The sequence below is a fragment of the Gordonia sp. BP-119 genome (genome assembly GCF_016924115.1).
In the GTDB taxonomy this organism is placed as follows: domain Bacteria; phylum Actinomycetota; class Actinomycetes; order Mycobacteriales; family Mycobacteriaceae; genus Gordonia; species Gordonia hongkongensis.
The window spans coordinates 61,717-78,033 of the sequence record NZ_JAFFZF010000021.1 but is presented as its reverse complement, the minus strand read 5'-3'; the positions used below and the strand labels follow the sequence as shown (position 1 = coordinate 78,033).

General features: G+C 68.0%; 18 protein-coding genes and 1 tRNA gene. 8 read left to right on the top strand and 11 right to left on the bottom strand.

Features of this window, described 5'->3' with window-relative positions:
* The first annotated feature begins 3 nt into the window (after positions 1 to 3).
* The 5 genes from JW364_RS13675 to JW364_RS13655 all read left to right on the top strand — a co-directional run bounded on the left by JW364_RS13675 (position 4) and on the right by JW364_RS13655 (position 3,697).
* Positions 4 to 936, top strand: a complete 933-nt coding sequence (locus tag JW364_RS13675) for a pseudouridine synthase (protein WP_058253158.1) — start codon at positions 4 to 6, stop codon at positions 934 to 936.
* Positions 933 to 1,646, top strand: a complete 714-nt coding sequence (gene cmk / locus JW364_RS13670; protein WP_058253159.1) for a (d)CMP kinase — start codon at positions 933 to 935, stop codon at positions 1,644 to 1,646. The genes JW364_RS13675 and cmk overlap by 4 nt, the downstream gene beginning before the upstream one ends.
* Entirely contained in the window at positions 1,643 to 3,082 is a 1,440-nt protein-coding gene (gene der, locus JW364_RS13665; RefSeq protein WP_058253160.1) for a ribosome biogenesis GTPase Der, read from the top strand. The genes cmk and der overlap by 4 nt, the downstream gene beginning before the upstream one ends.
* Positions 3,083 to 3,208: 126 nt before the next feature.
* Entirely contained in the window at positions 3,209 to 3,472 is a 264-nt protein-coding gene (locus JW364_RS13660; protein ID WP_058253218.1) for a GlsB/YeaQ/YmgE family stress response membrane protein, read from the top strand.
* A gap of 151 nt (positions 3,473 to 3,623) precedes the next feature.
* Positions 3,624 to 3,697 (top strand) — tRNA-Pro (locus JW364_RS13655).
* A gap of 57 nt (positions 3,698 to 3,754) precedes the next feature.
* On the opposite strand, the gene JW364_RS13650 is transcribed toward JW364_RS13655, so the two are convergent.
* The 8 genes from JW364_RS13650 to JW364_RS13615 form a co-directional block, all read right to left on the bottom strand.
* Complete coding sequence (locus JW364_RS13650; RefSeq protein ID WP_058253161.1) at positions 3,755 to 4,843, bottom strand: ATP-binding protein; 1,089 nt, start codon at positions 4,841 to 4,843, stop codon at positions 3,755 to 3,757.
* A gap of 37 nt (positions 4,844 to 4,880) precedes the next feature.
* A complete protein-coding gene (locus JW364_RS13645) occupies positions 4,881 to 5,354 on the bottom strand; it encodes a GNAT family N-acetyltransferase (RefSeq protein ID WP_265968337.1) in 474 nt (157 codons plus the stop codon).
* Positions 5,355 to 5,396: 42 nt separating this feature from the next.
* Positions 5,397 to 6,338, bottom strand: coding sequence for a diiron oxygenase (locus tag JW364_RS13640; RefSeq protein WP_205333698.1), 942 nt, complete (start codon positions 6,336 to 6,338; stop codon positions 5,397 to 5,399).
* Positions 6,335 to 7,216 carry a prephenate dehydrogenase dimerization domain-containing protein gene (locus JW364_RS13635; protein ID WP_205333697.1) on the bottom strand — a complete coding sequence of 294 codons (882 nt, stop codon included), beginning with the start codon at positions 7,214 to 7,216 and terminating at the stop codon, positions 6,335 to 6,337. Before JW364_RS13635 ends, JW364_RS13640 begins: the two co-directional genes overlap by 4 nt.
* Positions 7,213 to 9,345 (bottom strand): aminodeoxychorismate synthase component I, encoded by a 2,133-nt coding sequence (gene pabB, locus JW364_RS13630; RefSeq protein ID WP_374100830.1) that lies wholly within the window; start codon positions 9,343 to 9,345, stop codon positions 7,213 to 7,215. The genes JW364_RS13635 and pabB overlap by 4 nt, the downstream gene beginning before the upstream one ends.
* 10 nt (positions 9,346 to 9,355) lie before the next feature.
* Positions 9,356 to 9,754, bottom strand: coding sequence for a chorismate mutase family protein (locus JW364_RS13625; protein ID WP_205333695.1), 399 nt, complete (start codon positions 9,752 to 9,754; stop codon positions 9,356 to 9,358).
* A 290-nt stretch (positions 9,755 to 10,044) separates the two neighbouring features.
* Positions 10,045 to 10,347 carry a hypothetical protein gene (locus tag JW364_RS13620; protein ID WP_065629820.1) on the bottom strand — a complete coding sequence of 101 codons (303 nt, stop codon included), beginning with the start codon at positions 10,345 to 10,347 and terminating at the stop codon, positions 10,045 to 10,047.
* Positions 10,344 to 10,916 carry a recombinase family protein gene (locus JW364_RS13615; protein WP_205333703.1) on the bottom strand — a complete coding sequence of 191 codons (573 nt, stop codon included), beginning with the start codon at positions 10,914 to 10,916 and terminating at the stop codon, positions 10,344 to 10,346. Before JW364_RS13615 ends, JW364_RS13620 begins: the two co-directional genes overlap by 4 nt.
* A gap of 271 nt (positions 10,917 to 11,187) precedes the next feature.
* On the opposite strand from JW364_RS13615, the gene JW364_RS13610 reads away from it, so the two are divergent.
* Positions 11,188 to 12,102: an alpha/beta fold hydrolase gene (locus tag JW364_RS13610; protein ID WP_205333694.1), complete on the top strand. Its 915-nt coding sequence runs from the start codon at positions 11,188 to 11,190 to the stop codon at positions 12,100 to 12,102.
* A 147-nt stretch (positions 12,103 to 12,249) separates the two neighbouring features.
* On the opposite strand, the gene JW364_RS13605 is transcribed toward JW364_RS13610, so the two are convergent.
* Complete coding sequence (locus tag JW364_RS13605; RefSeq protein ID WP_205333693.1) at positions 12,250 to 12,753, bottom strand: methylated-DNA--[protein]-cysteine S-methyltransferase; 504 nt, start codon at positions 12,751 to 12,753, stop codon at positions 12,250 to 12,252.
* Between the two features lie 108 nt (positions 12,754 to 12,861).
* Here JW364_RS13605 and JW364_RS13600 point away from each other — a divergent pair, with 108 nt between their 5' ends.
* Together JW364_RS13600 and JW364_RS13595 are read left to right on the top strand one after the other, a co-directional pair.
* Entirely contained in the window at positions 12,862 to 13,287 is a 426-nt protein-coding gene (locus JW364_RS13600; RefSeq protein ID WP_058253168.1) for a nitroreductase family deazaflavin-dependent oxidoreductase, read from the top strand.
* A gap of 80 nt (positions 13,288 to 13,367) precedes the next feature.
* On the top strand, positions 13,368 to 13,844 hold the full coding sequence (locus JW364_RS13595) for a hypothetical protein (RefSeq protein WP_058253169.1): 477 nt from the start codon (positions 13,368 to 13,370) through the stop codon (positions 13,842 to 13,844).
* Between the two features lie 9 nt (positions 13,845 to 13,853).
* Here the strand turns inward: JW364_RS13595 and JW364_RS13590 are convergent, their stop codons facing one another.
* On the bottom strand, positions 13,854 to 14,906 hold the full coding sequence (locus JW364_RS13590) for a fused (3R)-hydroxyacyl-ACP dehydratase subunits HadA/HadB (RefSeq protein ID WP_058253221.1): 1,053 nt from the start codon (positions 14,904 to 14,906) through the stop codon (positions 13,854 to 13,856).
* A gap of 63 nt (positions 14,907 to 14,969) precedes the next feature.
* Positions 14,970 to 16,229 carry an oxygenase MpaB family protein gene (locus tag JW364_RS13585; protein ID WP_205333692.1) on the bottom strand — a complete coding sequence of 420 codons (1,260 nt, stop codon included), beginning with the start codon at positions 16,227 to 16,229 and terminating at the stop codon, positions 14,970 to 14,972.
* Positions 16,230 to 16,317: the final 88 nt, after the last annotated feature.

The following is a 16,317-nucleotide window of genomic DNA, read 5'->3' as shown; positions in this document are numbered from 1 at the left end:
AACATGGCATCCGCTGGCCGAGATGGCTCACCGGGAAAACGCCGCAAGGGCGCGCCCGCACAACAGCCGCGAACCAAGAAGACCCACCGCAAGGGGTCGTCGAAGCCGAACGCCGAAGTGGGCCGGATCCGGCTGAACAACGCCCGACCGGCGCGGCACCAGACACCTGAGCACGGCGAGGGTGCCGGCGCCAACTACGTCGAAGACGGCGTCCGCCTGCAGAAGGTGCTCGCCCAGGCGGGAGTGGCCTCGCGTCGCGGCGCCGAGGAACTGATCGCGGCGGGTCGTGTCGAGGTCGACGGGGAGATCGTCACCGAGCAGGGTCTGCGCATCGACCCGGACACCGCGATCATCCGCGTCGACGGTGCCCGCGTCATCATGGACGAGACCCGTCAGTACCTGGCGTTCAACAAGCCGAAGGGCTGGCAGTCGACCATGTCCGACGACCAGGGCCGTCCCTGCGTCGGCGATGTGGTCGCCGAGCGCGTCATGGCCGGTCAGCGTCTGTTCCACGTCGGCCGCCTCGACGCCGACACCGAGGGTCTGCTGCTGCTGACCAACGACGGTGAACTCGCGCACCGGTTGATGCACCCGTCCTTCGAGGTGCCCAAGACCTACCTCGCCACGCTCAAGGGCGAGGTGCCCCGCGGGATCGGACGTCGCATGCGCGAGGGCGTCGAACTCGACGACGGCCCGGTGACGGTCGACAAGTTCACCGTGATCGAGGTCCACGAGGGCCAGTCGCTGGTGCGGATCACCCTCCACGAGGGTCGCAACCGCGTGGTGCGGCGCATGATGGACGAGGTCGGCTTCCCGGTCGTCAAACTGGTTCGCACCCATGTCGGTTCGGTCGCGTTGGGTGAGCAGCGCCCGGGCAGCCTGCGCGTCCTCGGCAACGACGAGGTCGGTGGACTGTACAAGGCGGTCGGCCTGTGAGCGACGGAGCTTCGGAGTCCGCCGGCGGGACCACGCATGTCGTGGCGATCGACGGTCCGGCCGGTACGGGCAAGTCCTCGGTGTCCAAGCTCCTGGCGGCCGAGGTCGGCGCCAGTTATCTCGACACCGGCGCGATGTACCGCGCGGTGACCCTCGCCGTTCTCGATGCCGGTGTCGCGCTGGATGATCCGGCCGGAATCGCCCGCGTGGTCGCCGACGTCGCCATCGAGTTGGTCCCCGATGGGGACGGCGCCAAGGTCTTCCTCGACGGGCGCGACGTCTCCGGGCCGATCCGCACCGACCACGTCACCAGCGCCGTCTCCGCGGTCTCGGCGGTACCCGAGGTGCGCACCAAACTGGTTGCGCTACAACAGCAGAACGCGCAGGGTCGGTTCGTGGTAGTGGAGGGGCGCGACATCGGGACCGTGGTGTTCCCCGACGCCGACGTCAAGATCTTCCTCACCGCGACACCCGAGGCGCGGGCCGAGCGCCGGCACAAGCAGAATCTCGCCGGCGGTCGCGACAGCGACTACGACGCGGTGCTGGCGAGCGTGAACCGGCGCGACCATCTCGACTCGACACGCAAGGTCTCGCCGTTGCGCGCGGCCGACGACGCGACCGTCGTCGACACCAGCGACAAGACCCTCGACGAGGTGCTCGCGGAATTGAGCGGCCTCGTGGCGACCCGGATCGGAGCGGTGGAACGGTGAGTGACGACTACTCGAACGACCTTGCGGCGCTACCCGGCGACGGCACCTGGTCGGACGAATCCGACTGGCAACTGACCGATGTCGGGGGAGCAGACGACGCGTCCGGTGTCGAACACATGCCGGTGGTCGCGATCGTCGGGCGGCCGAACGTCGGCAAGTCGACGCTCGTCAACCGCATCCTGGGGCGTCGTGAAGCCGTGGTCGAGGACATCCCCGGCGTCACCCGGGACCGGGTGTCCTACGCGGCGTCGTGGTCGGGCCGGCGGTTCACCGTCGTCGACACCGGCGGCTGGGAGCCCGACGCGAAGGGCCTGCAGCAGGCCGTCGCCGCGCAGGCCGAGCTGGCGATGCGCACCGCCGACGCGATCGTCGTCGTGGTCGACGCCACGGTCGGCGCGACCGCGACCGACGAGGCCGTCGCACGGGTTCTGCGACGCTCGAAGACCCCGGTCATCCTGTGTGCCAACAAGGTCGACAGCGAGCGACTCGAGTCCGACACCGCATCGCTGTGGTCGCTGGGACTCGGTGAGCCGTATCCGGTGTCGGCCGCACACGGCCGCGGCGCCGGCGATCTGCTCGACATCATCCTGGACAAGCTGCCCGAGACCCCGCGGGAGGCACCGACTCTCGGCGGTCCGCGTCGCGTCGCCCTGGTGGGCAAGCCGAACGTCGGCAAGAGTTCGCTGCTGAACAAGCTCACCGGCACCGAGCGGTCGGTGGTCGACAATGTCGCCGGGACGACCGTCGACCCGGTCGACGAACTCGTCGAACTGGGCGGCAAGACCTGGAATTTCGTCGACACCGCCGGTCTGCGCCGCAAGGTGCGGACCGCGAGCGGCCACGAGTACTACGCGTCGTTGCGGACGCGGTCGGCGCTCGACGCGGCCGAGGTGGCCATCCTGCTGATCGACGCATCGGAACCGATCACCGAACAGGATCTGCGGGTGCTGTCGCTCATCATCGAGAGCGGCCGCGCCCTCGTGATCGCGTTCAACAAATGGGATCTCGTCGACGAGGACCGCCGGTACCAGCTTGACAAGGAGATCGACCGCGAACTGGCCCGCGTGCCATGGGCGCGTCGGGTGAACATCTCGGCGTCGACCGGCCGGGCCGTCCAGAAGCTGGTGCCCGCACTGGAATCCGCGCTCGACTCGTGGGACAAGCGCATCTCGACCGGTCCGCTGAACAACTGGCTCAAGGACGTCATCGCCGCCAACCCGCCGCCGCTGCGCGGGGGCCGGCAGCCGCGCGTGATGTTCGCGACCCAGGCCTCGGTCCGGCCGCCGACCTTCGTGCTGTTCACCACCGGCTTCCTCGAGGCGGGCTACCGCCGGTTCCTTGAGCGGCGCCTGCGCGAGGAGTTCAACTTCGACGGTTCGCCCGTCCGGATCAACGTCCGCGTCCGCGACAAGCGGGAGCAGCGCCGCAAGCGCTGATCACCGTCCGGCGACTCCACCACCGTTGGGCAGGTCCGCCACCGCGCAGGTGGCGGACCTGCCCATCTCCGGTGGACGTGTCGCGCGCCGGTGGCGCACGACACCTGCTGTGAGATACTGCGTCTCGTGCTCATCCTGGCAATCATCGTTTTCGGCATGGTCATCGGCGCCCTGGCGCAGATCCTCCTCGGCGGCAAGAGCCTGCGTACCGTCGATTGGGGTCTCGCCCTGGTGGCCGGCATCGTCGGCTCCTTCGTCGGCGGACTGCTCATCAGCCTGCTCTCGGGCGACGGCCTCGAGCTCCGTCCCAGCGGCATCATCGGCTCGCTCGTCGGCGCCGTTCTGGTGACCGCCGGGTGGATCTTCTTCAAGAAGCGTTCGACCGTCTAGCAGCCGGTGTCAGATGTAGCGCTTCGTGGCGGCAGAAGCAACGGCACACTACATCTGGCCACCGGCCCCGAAATGAGGCCTGACCAGGCGATTGGTTCGGGACCGTGCTCGTCGGCTAGGCTTTACATCGCTCCGCTTCTCCAGGGAGCAACGGGCTGTGGCGCAGTTTGGTAGCGCACTTGACTGGGGGTCAAGTGGTCGCAGGTTCAAATCCTGTCAGCCCGACAGAAAACCCCGGTGAGCGTCGCTCACCGGGGCTTTGTTCTCAGAACCATCGACCGCTCACACGACCAGCGGCACCGCGACGTCGGCGCCGCCCTCCTCGGTGATCCGGGCACCCATCTGCGTGTACGTGGGCGCGGTGATGAACCCACCGGCGAGGAGTGCCTCACCCTGGCGGAACCCGGGCGACTCCGCCAGGAGGTGTTCGGGTACGAAGCCGAAGGTGTCGGCCAGCTCGGCGAGATCGCGTGGGGCGTTCATCCGCATCAGGCACAGGTTGTCGCACTGGGACAGGACATTGGGGTGGATCTTGGTCGGCCGCTGGGTCGACAGCAGCAGCCAGAGGCCGAACTTGCGGCCCTCGGCCGCGATCTGCACGACCCGGTCGATCAGCGCCTGCTCCACCGCGCTGGTGGCCTGCGGTGGGCAGATGTTGTGGGCCTCGTCGATCACGATGAGTATCGGGCGCCGCTCGTCGCGGTGGGCCCAGAGGTGTTCGAGCACACTGAGAGCGGCGACCTTCGGTTCCGCTGGATGGGCGAACCCACCCAGGTCGAGCACGGTCGCCTGGGGTCGCTCGTCGATGACGTCGGTCGCTGCGAGGTCACCCCGCGCCCAGAGTGCCCAGTCGAGGACCTGCAGATTCTCGATACGCTTGGCCAGCCGCTGATGTCCGGGGTCGGCGGAACTGCGCAGCGCATCGAGGTAGGTCGTCTGGTCGGATGTCTCGGTGAGTGTGGCGTCGGCGTGCAGGAGGACGTTGTACTCGTCGGCGTCGGCGATCGGATCCAACTGCAAGACCGCGGCCTTCGCTGCCAGGGGCAGGGTCAGGAACCGTGTCCGCAACTGCGGTCCGTCACGTCGCGTCGAATGCAGGACCCGGATGTCAGAGGCCGCGATCGCGTCCGCGGCGGTGGGGTCGGCGGTGCTGCGTGTCTCGGGCAACCGGGTGAAATCCGCGTTCGGATCGAGGATCAGCAACGGGAGTCGGGTTCGGAGCAGCAGCTGTTCGAGAACCACGCCGAGCGCGTAGGTCTTCCCGGAGCCGCTCTGGCCGCACCAGAAGGTGTGCCGATTGAACTTCTCCGCGGTGAGGAGGACGTCGGTCGTCGCGTTCTCGCGATGGCTTCCCACTGTCAGCTGAACCACGCCCGTACCCTACTGGCACGGGCGGGATTCCATCGGATTACGGAGCGGTCAGCTCCTTGCGGAGAACGAACGCCCGGTCGCCGGTCTCGGGATCGCGCAGCGGGAACCCGTGCCGGGCATAGAAGCGGTGCGCGTCGACGTCGGGTTCGTCGACCTCGATCTCGAATTCCCCGGCGCCCCGTCGCGCCGCCTCGGCCACCGCGGCGGTGAGGACGGCACCACCGAGTCCGCGGCTGCGTTGGCCAGGCGTGGTGTACATCTCGTCGAGCAGGGCGATGCCGCCGTCGACCCAGACGTTTGTCCGGATGGTCACCAGGCCCAGCGAGGTGATCGGGTCGCCGGCCACGATCGCGAAAGTCGAACTGCGCGAGAGTAAATCGGTCAGTCGATCGGCCAGGGCGGCCGGTCCGGGAGACGGTTCGCCGTACTCGCGGTTGAAGGCGTCGAGCAGTTCGGCCATGGTCGCCGCGTCGGCCGGTGTCGCCACTCGCGGGCTGTCGGGCTCGTTCACGGTCACCACCGTAGCCGCCCACCCGACGATCACCGGCGCAGGTCAACCCAGGGCGCCGAACCGGGCGAGTAGCCGGTCGACCGCACTGCAATCCTGCAGGACTCGCCGTCGATCGGGGTCCTCGGCGGACTCGCGCAGCATCGTGGCGCCGTCCGGGATCCGCTCGGCGGCGAGGATGGCCGACCACGCGGCGGTGTCGGTCGCCGTGAACGCGTCGACGCCGTCGCGCAGCGCATGCGCCAGGACGAGCCGGTCGTCCGGGCCGAGCCGGTCGTGGACCATCGCGATCATCTCGCCGGCGACCGAGCCGTGCGCGCGCTCGTCGCGGCGATGCAGGGCGACGGTGGCTTGGTGAACCGGTTGGATCGTCCGATCCTCGGCGATCAACGTGAGGTAGTCCCCGATGGAGGTCTCGGCGACCGTCGCGTAGGCCAGGGTCGTGAGCGCCGCGGCTCGTGCCGACTCCGCACGTGCGAGCGCAGCCCGATGGCGGCGCACCATCAACGACTCGGGCAGTGTGGCATCCGGGAGCGTCCAGGCACGCCGACGGCGGGTCAGCGCGGACGCGTTCAGATGCATCAGCGTGTGGTACTCCTCGTCGACCATCGACTGGACGACCGCCGCCCTCCCGGCGTCGGAGAACCCGGTGCCGAACGCGTCCCGGAACAGCAATCCGAAACCGGGTGTGACCACGTCTTGTTCGATGTCGACGACATTCTTGTTGTACGCGATCCACCCCCACGCCCGGACCCGGGACCGGCGGTCCTCGTCGAGCCCGTTCCATCCCGGATGTCCGGCGAAGGGGAGCAGTGTCTCGGGATAGTCGACGCAATCGTCGTCGTAGAGATCGTCCATCGTCGGGCCGTCGAGTTCGGGCTCGGTGCGGCGCACCGTGGCCCGCCGCGACCAGCTGCGCACCAGCCCACGGATCACCGCCGTCTCCACCGGGTCGGCGGCGTCGTGGTCGGGCAGCGTGCCGGTCACGACGCCAACCCGGCAAACAGTTGCGCGCACAGCCCGGCATACTCGCTGCCGCGATCGCCCAGCGGCGCTCCGGCCCGGGCGAGCAGCGCCGTGAACTCGTCGGTGTCGCTGTCGCAGGTGGCGGAGACCCGGGACACCGCACGCGCCAACGCATCCCGGGCCGTCGACGCGCACGGGTTCGACGACTGCACGTCCCGGTACACCTCCGGTGTCCCACCGGCGACGCGCGCCAGCATCGCCGCCATCGTCATGAACGGTGGGGTGGCCAGTGTCGCCGCCTCGTCGGCCTCGACGCCGAGATCGGCGAGCGCGACCCCGAACGACAGGATGGTCGCATGGGTGAGGGCCTGTACCGCGGCGCACAGGCGGTCGTGCCGATCGGCGGTGGTGACCCGCACGCGAGCGCCCCACCTCGCCAGATCGTCGATCAGGCGGTCCACGCCGGGTCCGTCGCGATGGACGACCACCGCGATCGCCCGGCCGGGCAGACCGAGGGACGGGGCGAACATCGGGTTCACGCCGACGACCGGGCCTGTTGTGGCGCAACGGCTCTCGTCCGGTCCGCCGACGGCCGCCGCGAACCGGGTCTTCACCGACAGTGTCTCCACCAGCATCGCGGTCGGGCGCATCAGTGATCGCACCGTCCCCAGCGAGGCGACGGCGACATTCTCCGGTACCGCGAGGACCACGATGTCCGCCGCGCGCACCCGCGCGGTCGCCTCTGGGCCGGGGGCACGGATGTCGTCGCCGGAGGTGGCGTCCAGGATGTGTACGAGGTCGCCGCCACTGCGCCACCGGTCGGCGAACATGGATCCCACCGCCCCTGCTCCGCCGGCCACGACCACCGACCGCGCACCGGGGGCGGCCGATCCGATCACGGGCCGCTCTCCTCGGCGACGGACAGGCAGCGTCGCATGGTCAGGGCCTTGACCATCGTCTCCTCGAACTCCTCGTCCGGATCCGATAGCGCGACGATCGCTCCGCCGACCCCGAAGGTCACTTCGGAACCGGTCGCCACCATCGTGCGGATCACGATCGACAGGTCAGCGGTTCCGGTGAGCGAGAAGAAGCCGATCGCCCCCGAGTACACGCCCCGCGGACCCGCCTCGAGTTTGTCGATGATCTCCATCGTGCGGATCTTCGGTGCGCCGGTCATCGAACCGCCGGGAAAGGCCGCCCGGACACAGTCGACCGCCGACACCCCGTTCCGCAGCGTCCCGCGCACGGTCGACACCATTTGATGCACGGGTGCGTAGGTCTCGATGTCGAACAGTGACGGCACATGCACCGACCCCGGGACGCAAACGCGCGACAGGTCGTTACGGACGAGGTCCACGATCATCAGGTTCTCCGACCGGTCCTTCTCGCTCGCCCGTAGCGCGCATCGCAAATGGTGGTCCTCGGTGGGATCGGCCGACCGCGGCCGTGTCCCCTTGATCGGCTTCGACTCGACCGTCCCGTCCGCACCGATCTTCAAGAACCGTTCCGGCGACGCGCTGAGCACCGACATCCCGGCGAACTGCAGAAGGGCGTTGTAGGGCATCGGGCTGATCTCCCGCAGACACGAATACCCGGACACGGGGTCGAGGCTGCGGTGCACGGTCGCCGAGTTCGTCAGACACACCTCGTACGACTCCCCGGACCGGATCTCCGCCAGACAGTCCTCGATGAGCCTGAGGTATGTCTGGCGGTTGTGGCGGAACACGATCGGCACCTCGTGGGGCGCCGGGACCAGCGGGGGAGTCGTCGCCGGAGCGGGCGTGGCGGTTCGCATCTCCCGAATGGTCGACGCCGTCTGGTCCAACCACGTCGCGACATCGGGATCCGGGCTCTCGACCGGTTCCAGTGCGAGCACATACGCACACCCGTGTCCGTGGTCGATCACCACCGCGCGGTCGGCGAACACGAGCGCCGCGTCGGCCTGCTGGGAGGCATGCGCCAGCTGGCCGCCGGTGTCCGCTTTGAGCTCGTAGCCGAGATAGCCGACGTACCCCAGACAGAACGCGAACGGCAGCTCAGGTTGCGCAGCCACCGCACGCGCCCGCAGCTGGGCGTCGAGGTAGTCGAAGAAGGTGCTGCGGACCTCCTCCGCTGTACCGTCCGAATGTTCGACTCGCACAGTCATTTCCGGGACCCGGTAGGTCACATACTCGGCGTGGGGACCCGAGCAGTCTCCCATGACGGAGAAGCGACCGTCGGTCTCCTCGGCCGCCGACCGGTCGAGCCAATAGCTGTTCGGGCCACCGGCGAACAGTCGTTCATAGACGTTGTTCGGGTCCACCACATGGTCCACCCGAACCGATTGGACCCGGTAACCCTCGTGCCGATTCCCCGCCGGTTCACTTCCCGCCGATTCACTCGCCGACGCCTCACTCGCCGGGCGCTCCGTCGTCGCCGACGCCCGACTCGCCCCGGCCGAGACCCCGTGGTGCGCTCGCACCCGTGTGGCCGCCGCGAAGTTGGCCAACAGCTCCCGGCCGTACTCGCTGCAGATCGACTCCGGATGGAACTGCACCCCCCACATCGGCAACACCCGGTGGTGCACCGCCATCAGGACGCCGTCGTCGGACCACGCCTGCTCCTCCAACTCGTCGGGGACATCCACCACCGCCAGCGAGTGGTACCTGACCGCCCGGAACGGGGAGGGCAGTCCCGCGAACAAGCCCCGGCCGTCGTGGTGGACGGTGCTGAGTCGTCCGTGCCGCGGCTCGGGGGCCCGTACCACCGGGCTGCCGAACACATGGCACAGGCCCTGGTGGCCCAGGCACACCCCGAGCACGGGTAGTCCGCTGTCGGTCAGAGCCCGTGCGCTGATCCCGAAGTCGCGGGGGTAGTCCGGACGGCCCGGGCCGGGGGAGACCACCACGTTGTCGAAAGCTGTCAGGTCCACCGACGTCCAGGGCACATCGTTGGCGACGACGACCGGCTCCCGGCGGTTGACCTGGGTCAACAACGCGTACAGGTTGTACGTGAACGAGTCGTAGTTGTCGATCAGCAGTGTGCGCACCGGGTCCACCTCAGTCCGCGCTCGCGACGGCGGACGGGTGTCGGGCGGGGTCACGATCCGGCCCCGCTCGCTGCGACGTCTCGGTCCCGACGATCAGATCCTCGACCCGACAGGTCTCCGAGATCATGAGGTCGTACAGGGCATGCAGGAAATCGGTGGACAGATCGTGATCGATGGCGAATCGGTGGGCGTGTTCGTGTACAGCGCCGACCCGGCGCGGCTGCATCACCGGGATGGCGTGCCGTCGTTTGAGTTCCGCGATGCGTGTGCAGACCTCGATCCGGGCCCGCACGTCTTCGAGTAGACGGTCGTCGATCCCGTCCAATTCCGTTCGCAGGGCTTCCAGTTCGCGTGCGGTGGGGTCGTCTCCACCCTGCGCACGGCTGTTGATGTTCGTCGATCGGGTCATGGCGCGACCACCTAGCAGTGTCCGAAAGTGCGGCCCGCCGACTTGACCCGCCCGACATGCGGCGCCTGCCCCCGTGCGGCATTGCGCCCGGCCCGCGTTCGCGAACCGCATCCCCCGACTCGGTCCATGGTCGCACCGATTATGCGTGTCGCGAGGGGCGTTGACGTCACCAGGTGATCACGATTCGCCAACGACCAGTACGTCAGTGCACGAGATCCGTTGCCGGGGCGGCGGTTCGATTGCGGCAAGTCCGACCTTCCGGGCGTCGTTGCCGAGACCCTTTGCCGCGCTTACTTTCCGGCGTGTCGGAGGTGTCCGTAGAGGGCGGCGCGATAGCCGCGTGTGTAACTCGGTTCCTCGTCGTCGGGGTCGGGCGGGCACGCGAGCGTCGACGACGCCAGTTGTCGCGCCCACGGCGCGGGAAGCGCGCCGAGATCGGCCGCGGCATCGACGAAACCCTGCTGGAACAGGTCCGGATCGAGGTGCTCGTCGAGTTCGGCGTCGAAGATCGGGAACGACGTGGGCAGGCGCGTGACGACGCCGTACTCGGTGACGATGTCGAGTTCGGGGAGGTCGGAGTCGGGATTCTTCAACGGACCGAACGCCTCTCGGCCAGGGTGCGATACAGGGTCGCGCGGCTCACCCCGAGCTCTTGCGCGATCCTGGGTACGGAAACCCCCTGCGCGCGCATCTGTTCGGCGCGCACCACTTGATCGGCGTCGAGCGCCCGCGGCCGGCCGATTGCCGACGTGGACCCACGCAGGGTTCTCGGCGTGGAACGGTCCGACCGTCTCGGCGCGTCGTCGTCGAGTTCGGCCAGCGACGCCAGCACCGCGACGATCATCGCTCCGGTCGGGTCGGCGGTGTCGATTCCCTCGCGGAGCGAGCGCAGTCCGATGCGGCGCCCGGTCATCTGGTTCGCGACCTCCATGACCTCGCGAACGTTCCGGCCGAGGCGGTCGATGCCGACGACCACCGTGGTGTCGCCGGCTCGCGCGTAGTCGAGGAGGGCGGCCATCCCGGGCCGCTGACCCGCGGGCGCGGAGCGATCGGTCGCATCGGTGTAGATCCGCGCGGGGTCCACCCCGGCATCGGTGAGCGCGTCGATCTGGGGCGCGAGTGCGTGGGCGCCGGGGGAGTCGCGTGCGTAACCGAGGGCCATCCCCGACGGCTGTGTTGCGTCTGCTGTCACCGCGACAGCGTATCTCAGAAGTATCGAGACAGACTCAAAAGACGCGCCGGTATTTCGAGACTCTAACCAGAATTGGCGGTCAAAAGTCTTGATAGTCGCAAAAAGAGTCTCGAAAGAGGAGGGATGACTCGGGTGCGGCCGCGTTCGGGGTTCACCCGTTCGCGCCGTTTCACCGCGTTGTGCCGCGCGGGCGTCGCGCCGGCGCTACCGTCGCACCACGGTCGTCGGAGGAGGTACATCCATGGGGCTCGCTCACTCGGACAGTCACTCGACGGAACCGCGCCTCGTCGAGACGCCGACCGGGCCGGTCGAATATGTCGACGTCGGGTCCGGGCCGCCGCTGGTGTTCGTGCACGGGTCCCCGGGTGGCTGCGACCAGGGGGTCCTGATGACGCGCTTCCTGGCCGGGGCGCATCGCGTCATCGCGGTCTCTCGACCGGGCTACCTGGGTACGCCCCTGGGCGGCGACACACGACGTCCGGCCGCGCAGGCGGAACTGGTCAGGGCGGTGCTGGACTCGGTGGGGATCGATCGTTTCGGGCTGATGTGCTGGTCCGGTGGCGGGCCCGTCGCCTACTCGTTGGCGGCTTCCGTACCCGAGCGGGTGTACGCGATCGTCGCGGTCGCCGCGGTCAGCACCCGCTTCGATCCGCGGAGCAGCCTGCGTGGACGACTCGAACTGTCCGAGGAGAAGCTTCTCTTCAGTCGTTTCGGTCAGTGGCTGGCGACCACGGTCGCGTCGAAGGCGCCGTCCACGGCCATCTCGACACTCCTGTCCGGTGAGGGAGACCTGTCGCGTGTACAGATCAGGGCGCTCACCGCGGAGATCATCGCCGATGACGACCAGCGCACGCTGGCGATCGATCTGTTCGACACCGTGTCGGGGTCGCGAAAAGCTGGTTTCGACAATGACTTCGACCAATTTCGCGAACTCGACCTACCGCTCGCGGAGGTGACCGCACCCGTGCTGGCGATACACTCCCGAACCGACGCCGACGTCCCGTTCGATCAGAGTGTCCATGCCGCGCAGACGCTGCCCGATGCTCGCCTCGAAGCCGTCGACGAGGGAACGCACCTGTCGTTGTGGCTCGGCTCGGACGCTCCAAGGCTGCAGTCGCTGGTCGTCGAACATCTGTCCGAGGCGTCGCGCACATGACGCTCGACGCTCGAGGATGCCGGATCACGAACTCACGTCGCGTGCGACATCGGTCCGCTGATGCGACTTCGATCGAGGTCGCGTAGACGGATCGATGTCGCATGCGACATCGATCTCAGGGGTCGGCGTAGTCGGCTGGGCTCCTGATCAGAACAGCGTCGGCGGGAGAGCGCCCTCGAACTCGAGCAGCCAGCGTTTGGTCGCCAGACCCTGACCGTCCGCGCCGCCCGAGTAGCCGCCGAGTCCGTCGCCGGCGACGACGCGATGACACGGGATGATCAACGGCAGGGGATTGATCCCCATGATCGTGCCGACGCCGCGCGCAGAGACCCGCGTGCCGCTCATCGCCGCGAGTTCGCCGTAGGTGACCGTGTCGCCGTGGGCGACCGTCCGGTGCAGCGTCGACAGGACCGCCCGGGCGGCGTCCGACATCCGGTCGAGATCGACAGGCAGGTCGAACTCGGTCAGGTCACCGGCGAAATAGGCGCGGATCTGTCGAATCGCCTCTGCGAGAACGGGATCGATGGTCTCGCCATCGGTCGGTACGTCAGTGGTCACTCGCCAGGCCACGCGTACGACGGCCGATCCATTGCTGTCGACGGCCACGGTGCCGACCGGCGTCGGTACGAGAGCACGGCATGGTGTGGTCATCGGTGAGATCTCACGGTCGAGGTCAGGTCCGGCCACACAGTATCGGAGAGTCACGACACAGACGGCGCTGCGGGGAATACCCGGCCGAGCTGTGGTGTTCCGCCCACCATGAGTGCTAAAGCAGAGTTGAGTCCTGAAGGCTGGGTCCGCGAGCAGACCGAGAAGATCCTGGAGCAGGGCACGACCGACGGTGTGACCGTGATGGACCGTCCGATCGTCCTGTTCACCACGACCGGCGCGAAGTCGGGCAAGAAGCGCTACGTCCCGCTGATGCGCGTGGAGGAGAACGGCAAGTACCTTATGGTCGCCTCGAAGGGCGGCGCGCCCGAGCATCCGGCGTGGTACCACAACGTGAAGGCGAACCCCCAGGTCACCGCGCAGGACGGTACCGAGGTGAAGGAATTGACCGCGCGCGAGCTGAGTGACGGCGAGGAGCGCGATCACTGGTGGGAGCTGGCCGTCGCCGCCTTCCCGCCCTACGCCGAGTACCAGACGAAGACCGATCGGCAGATCCCGGTGTTCGTCCTCGAGTGAGCGTCGTGCTGCATCGATAAAGCCCCCGACCGCGGTCGGGGGCTTTACGCTGTCTGAGGCAACCTGCCGGAGGGAGGGTCATGGGTGACGTGATCGACTTCAAGCAGGTCTCCACCGCGGGACTCGAGAGTTCACCGGTTGCGGAGGCGCTGGCGGGACTCCGGACAAACGAGGCCCGGTACTACAAGACGAAGTACGGGCACGACTTCACCGTCGTCCCGGCGTCGGACGCGCCCGAAATCCTCGACCGGGTGACCGCGATCCTGGCCGACGAGCGCGACATCACCATCGCCTCACCCGCGCTCGAGGTCAGCGACTTCGAGGTGGGCCCGGACGACGGAAGGCTGCACATGTCGTACGTGTTCTACGAGTCCGGCCTCGCGGTGAACGTCATGTACAGCATCGATCCCGGTGGGAAGCGTGCCGTCGGGTTCAAGCTCTCGGACGGCATGGACGTCCCGGCCGAGTTGGAGTCGAAGTTCAAGTTCGCGCGTCAGAGATCGGAACTCGCCGGCGTGATCCGCGGGTCGTACTTCGTCATCAAAGGGGAGTACTGACCCCCGGGGTCACGAGAAGCGGATATTCAGTGTGGCGAGACCGAAGATCTTGCGGCCGCCCGACTTGGCCACCACGATCACGACGCCCGTCCGGGTCGCCGGATCGAGCGACTTGATCCGCCCGCTGTACTCGATCTCGCCGCCCTCGGCGCCGGACACGACAGCGGGCTGGGACAGGCGCACCGCGTAGCGGGTGACGGCACCCGGGTCGCCCGACCACGACGACACGAAAGCGGCCCCGAGCCCCATGGTCAGCATGCCGTGCGCGATGACATCAGGCAGGCCGGCCAGTTTTGCGCTCGTCTCGTCCCAATGGATGGGGTTCGCGTCGCCCGCGACACCGCCGTAGTTGACCAGATCGCCGCGCGACAACCTGATCGTGTGCAGAGGCAGTTCGTCGCCGACGTTCAGCTCGTCGAAGTTCCGTGCGCCCGATGTGCGCCCGCTGTCGTCAGCGGTGCGGACGTCAGCGTCGGGACGGACCGTCCGCACGTATCGTTCCGCCGCTTCGTCCTGGCTGAAGATGTTGACGTCGTGCATCATCACCTTGCGGACCGCACTGCTCAACTCGGGGTCGACCTCGTCGGCGGTGACCCCGACGACCGTCGTGTGCATGGTGTGCACACGCTCGCCTAAGGCATCGGTCATGGTGTTGGTCACGGTGATCAGGTCTTTGCCCGCGATCCGACGGACACTCGTCAGCTCCACGTCCGTCGTCAGCTCGTCGCCGGCGACGATCGGGCGGTGCTGCTCGAAGACCTGCTCGGTCTGGACGTAGGTGTCGTATCCGACGATGACCTTCTCGAACAGCTCCCGGTTCGCCGCCGTCGCCGGGATGGAGGTGAAGGTGAGCGGCGCGACGAGACCGGAATAGCCAAGGGCGGCTGCGGCTTCGGGCTCCCAGTGGGCGCCGTGGTAGTCCTGGACCGCGCGTGCGTACTCACGCACCTTCTCGCGGCCGACCTGATACGAGCCGTCGAGCACGTAGTAGTGGCCGACGCGGGATCCGATCCCGGAGGGATCGTCGGTGGTCGTGGCGGTGGTCGTCGGGGTGTGCGTCACCCCGAACACGCTAACGGTGTGCGCATTCGAGTCCAACTCCGGAGTAACTCTCCGACACCGCGGTCAGCGCCGGAGACCTTTCCCGTGGGCGTACTCGGCCGGGCGACCCGAGGTCTGCCAGTCGTGCCAGTTCTCCCCATGGCGGCACATCCACTTCTCGTGAAGTCGACGGAATCGAGGTGAGAGTCGACGGGTGGTTTCGACGACGATCACCACCGGTAGTCGGAGCACGATGACGAGCATCCCCGGAACCGGACTGGGCATCCGGTAGCGCAGCCGCGTCGTGGGCAGCATGTAGATGCTCGAGTACGCCGCGTACATCGCCGCGTTGTATGTGCCGCGCAACCGCTGCAAGCCGGTCGACCCGCGCTTCGCGAACGCGGCCGGGAACGACTCGATGAGCTCTGCGCCGTCGGCCCCGGCGTCGTAGGTGCGGGTGGACGTGACGAAGGCCAGCAATCGCAACGAGTCGGCGATCGTTTCCGGATACCACTGCGTGCGCACCCCGAGTAGGTGGCCGAGGTAGCGCTGATAGTGCAGCAGGACGCGGATCTCGCGGGGTGTCGTCTGTATTCCGGTCAGCCACAGCGCCATCGCGGGCACCACGCTGCCGCCCAGCAGGGTCAGTAGTTGGTAGGACTGACTGATCGGGTCGCCCCAGCGTCGGCGGTCCCATTCCGGGTGTTCGGCGACGGTGCGCCGGACCCACACGTGCATGATGCGTACCCGCATCGCCGTCGCACGACCCTGCGACCCCGGCGTCAGCAACGCGCCCGGGTGCGAGACGTCGATCCAGAAACGCGAGGTCTCCAGGAAACGTCGCAGAGCGTTGTCGCCCGTATAGCCCCCGGCCAGCGAGAGCGGTTTCGCGACCGCGGCCTCGGTGTACATCTCCAGGGTGATCCCCCCGGCGACGCTGAACAGGCCGGTACCCCACCGGCGCCAGATGGCCTCGCCCTCCGTGATCAGCTCGGGGTCGACCCAGTCTGGCACCGTCTCGAATTCCTCGAACAGGTCGACCAGTGCCGGCGGGGGATCGTCGATGCTGTCCAGGCCGTCGGTGAGTGCCTGATCGAGCAGGGCCCGGGCCGCCTCGCCGCCCAGCGTGCCGTAGACCTCGTCGACGAATCGTTCGGCCACGGGATCGGTGCGGAACATGTCCTCGGCGAAGGTGCGGAGGTTCTCCGGCTCCGGGAAGAGGTCTTTGCGGGTGAACTGCCGTACCAGCGCCCGCACGCCTCGCAGACGCCGGTTGGTCATCGCGGACTCGTAGGCGACCGCCGCCGGAAAGGCAGGAGTATCGGGTGGCAGCGAGGTGGACACAGGACTCCAGACGTGAGACGGATTCCTAGATGTGTATCACCCGCGGTGCTCTGCTGACCAGTCGGCAACGGCTTCTTGACTTCAAGTG

Bases quoted from the DNA above. Each gene is read 5' to 3' on its own strand.
- JW364_RS13625 (WP_205333695.1), bottom strand. From the start codon at position 9,754: ATGACCCGATCGACGAACATCAACAGCCGTGCGCAGGGTGGAGACGAC.
- JW364_RS13605 (WP_205333693.1), bottom strand. From the start codon at position 12,753: ATGACCACACCATGCCGTGCTCTCGTACCGACGCCGGTCGGCACCGTG.
- JW364_RS13615 (WP_205333703.1), bottom strand. From the start codon at position 10,916: ATGGCCCTCGGTTACGCACGCGACTCCCCCGGCGCCCACGCACTCGCG.
- JW364_RS13600 (WP_058253168.1), top strand. From the start codon at position 12,862: ATGAGTGCTAAAGCAGAGTTGAGTCCTGAAGGCTGGGTCCGCGAGCAG.
- JW364_RS13595 (WP_058253169.1), top strand. From the start codon at position 13,368: ATGGGTGACGTGATCGACTTCAAGCAGGTCTCCACCGCGGGACTCGAG.
- JW364_RS13675 (WP_058253158.1), top strand. From the start codon at position 4: ATGGCATCCGCTGGCCGAGATGGCTCACCGGGAAAACGCCGCAAGGGC.
- JW364_RS13610 (WP_205333694.1), top strand. From the start codon at position 11,188: ATGGGGCTCGCTCACTCGGACAGTCACTCGACGGAACCGCGCCTCGTC.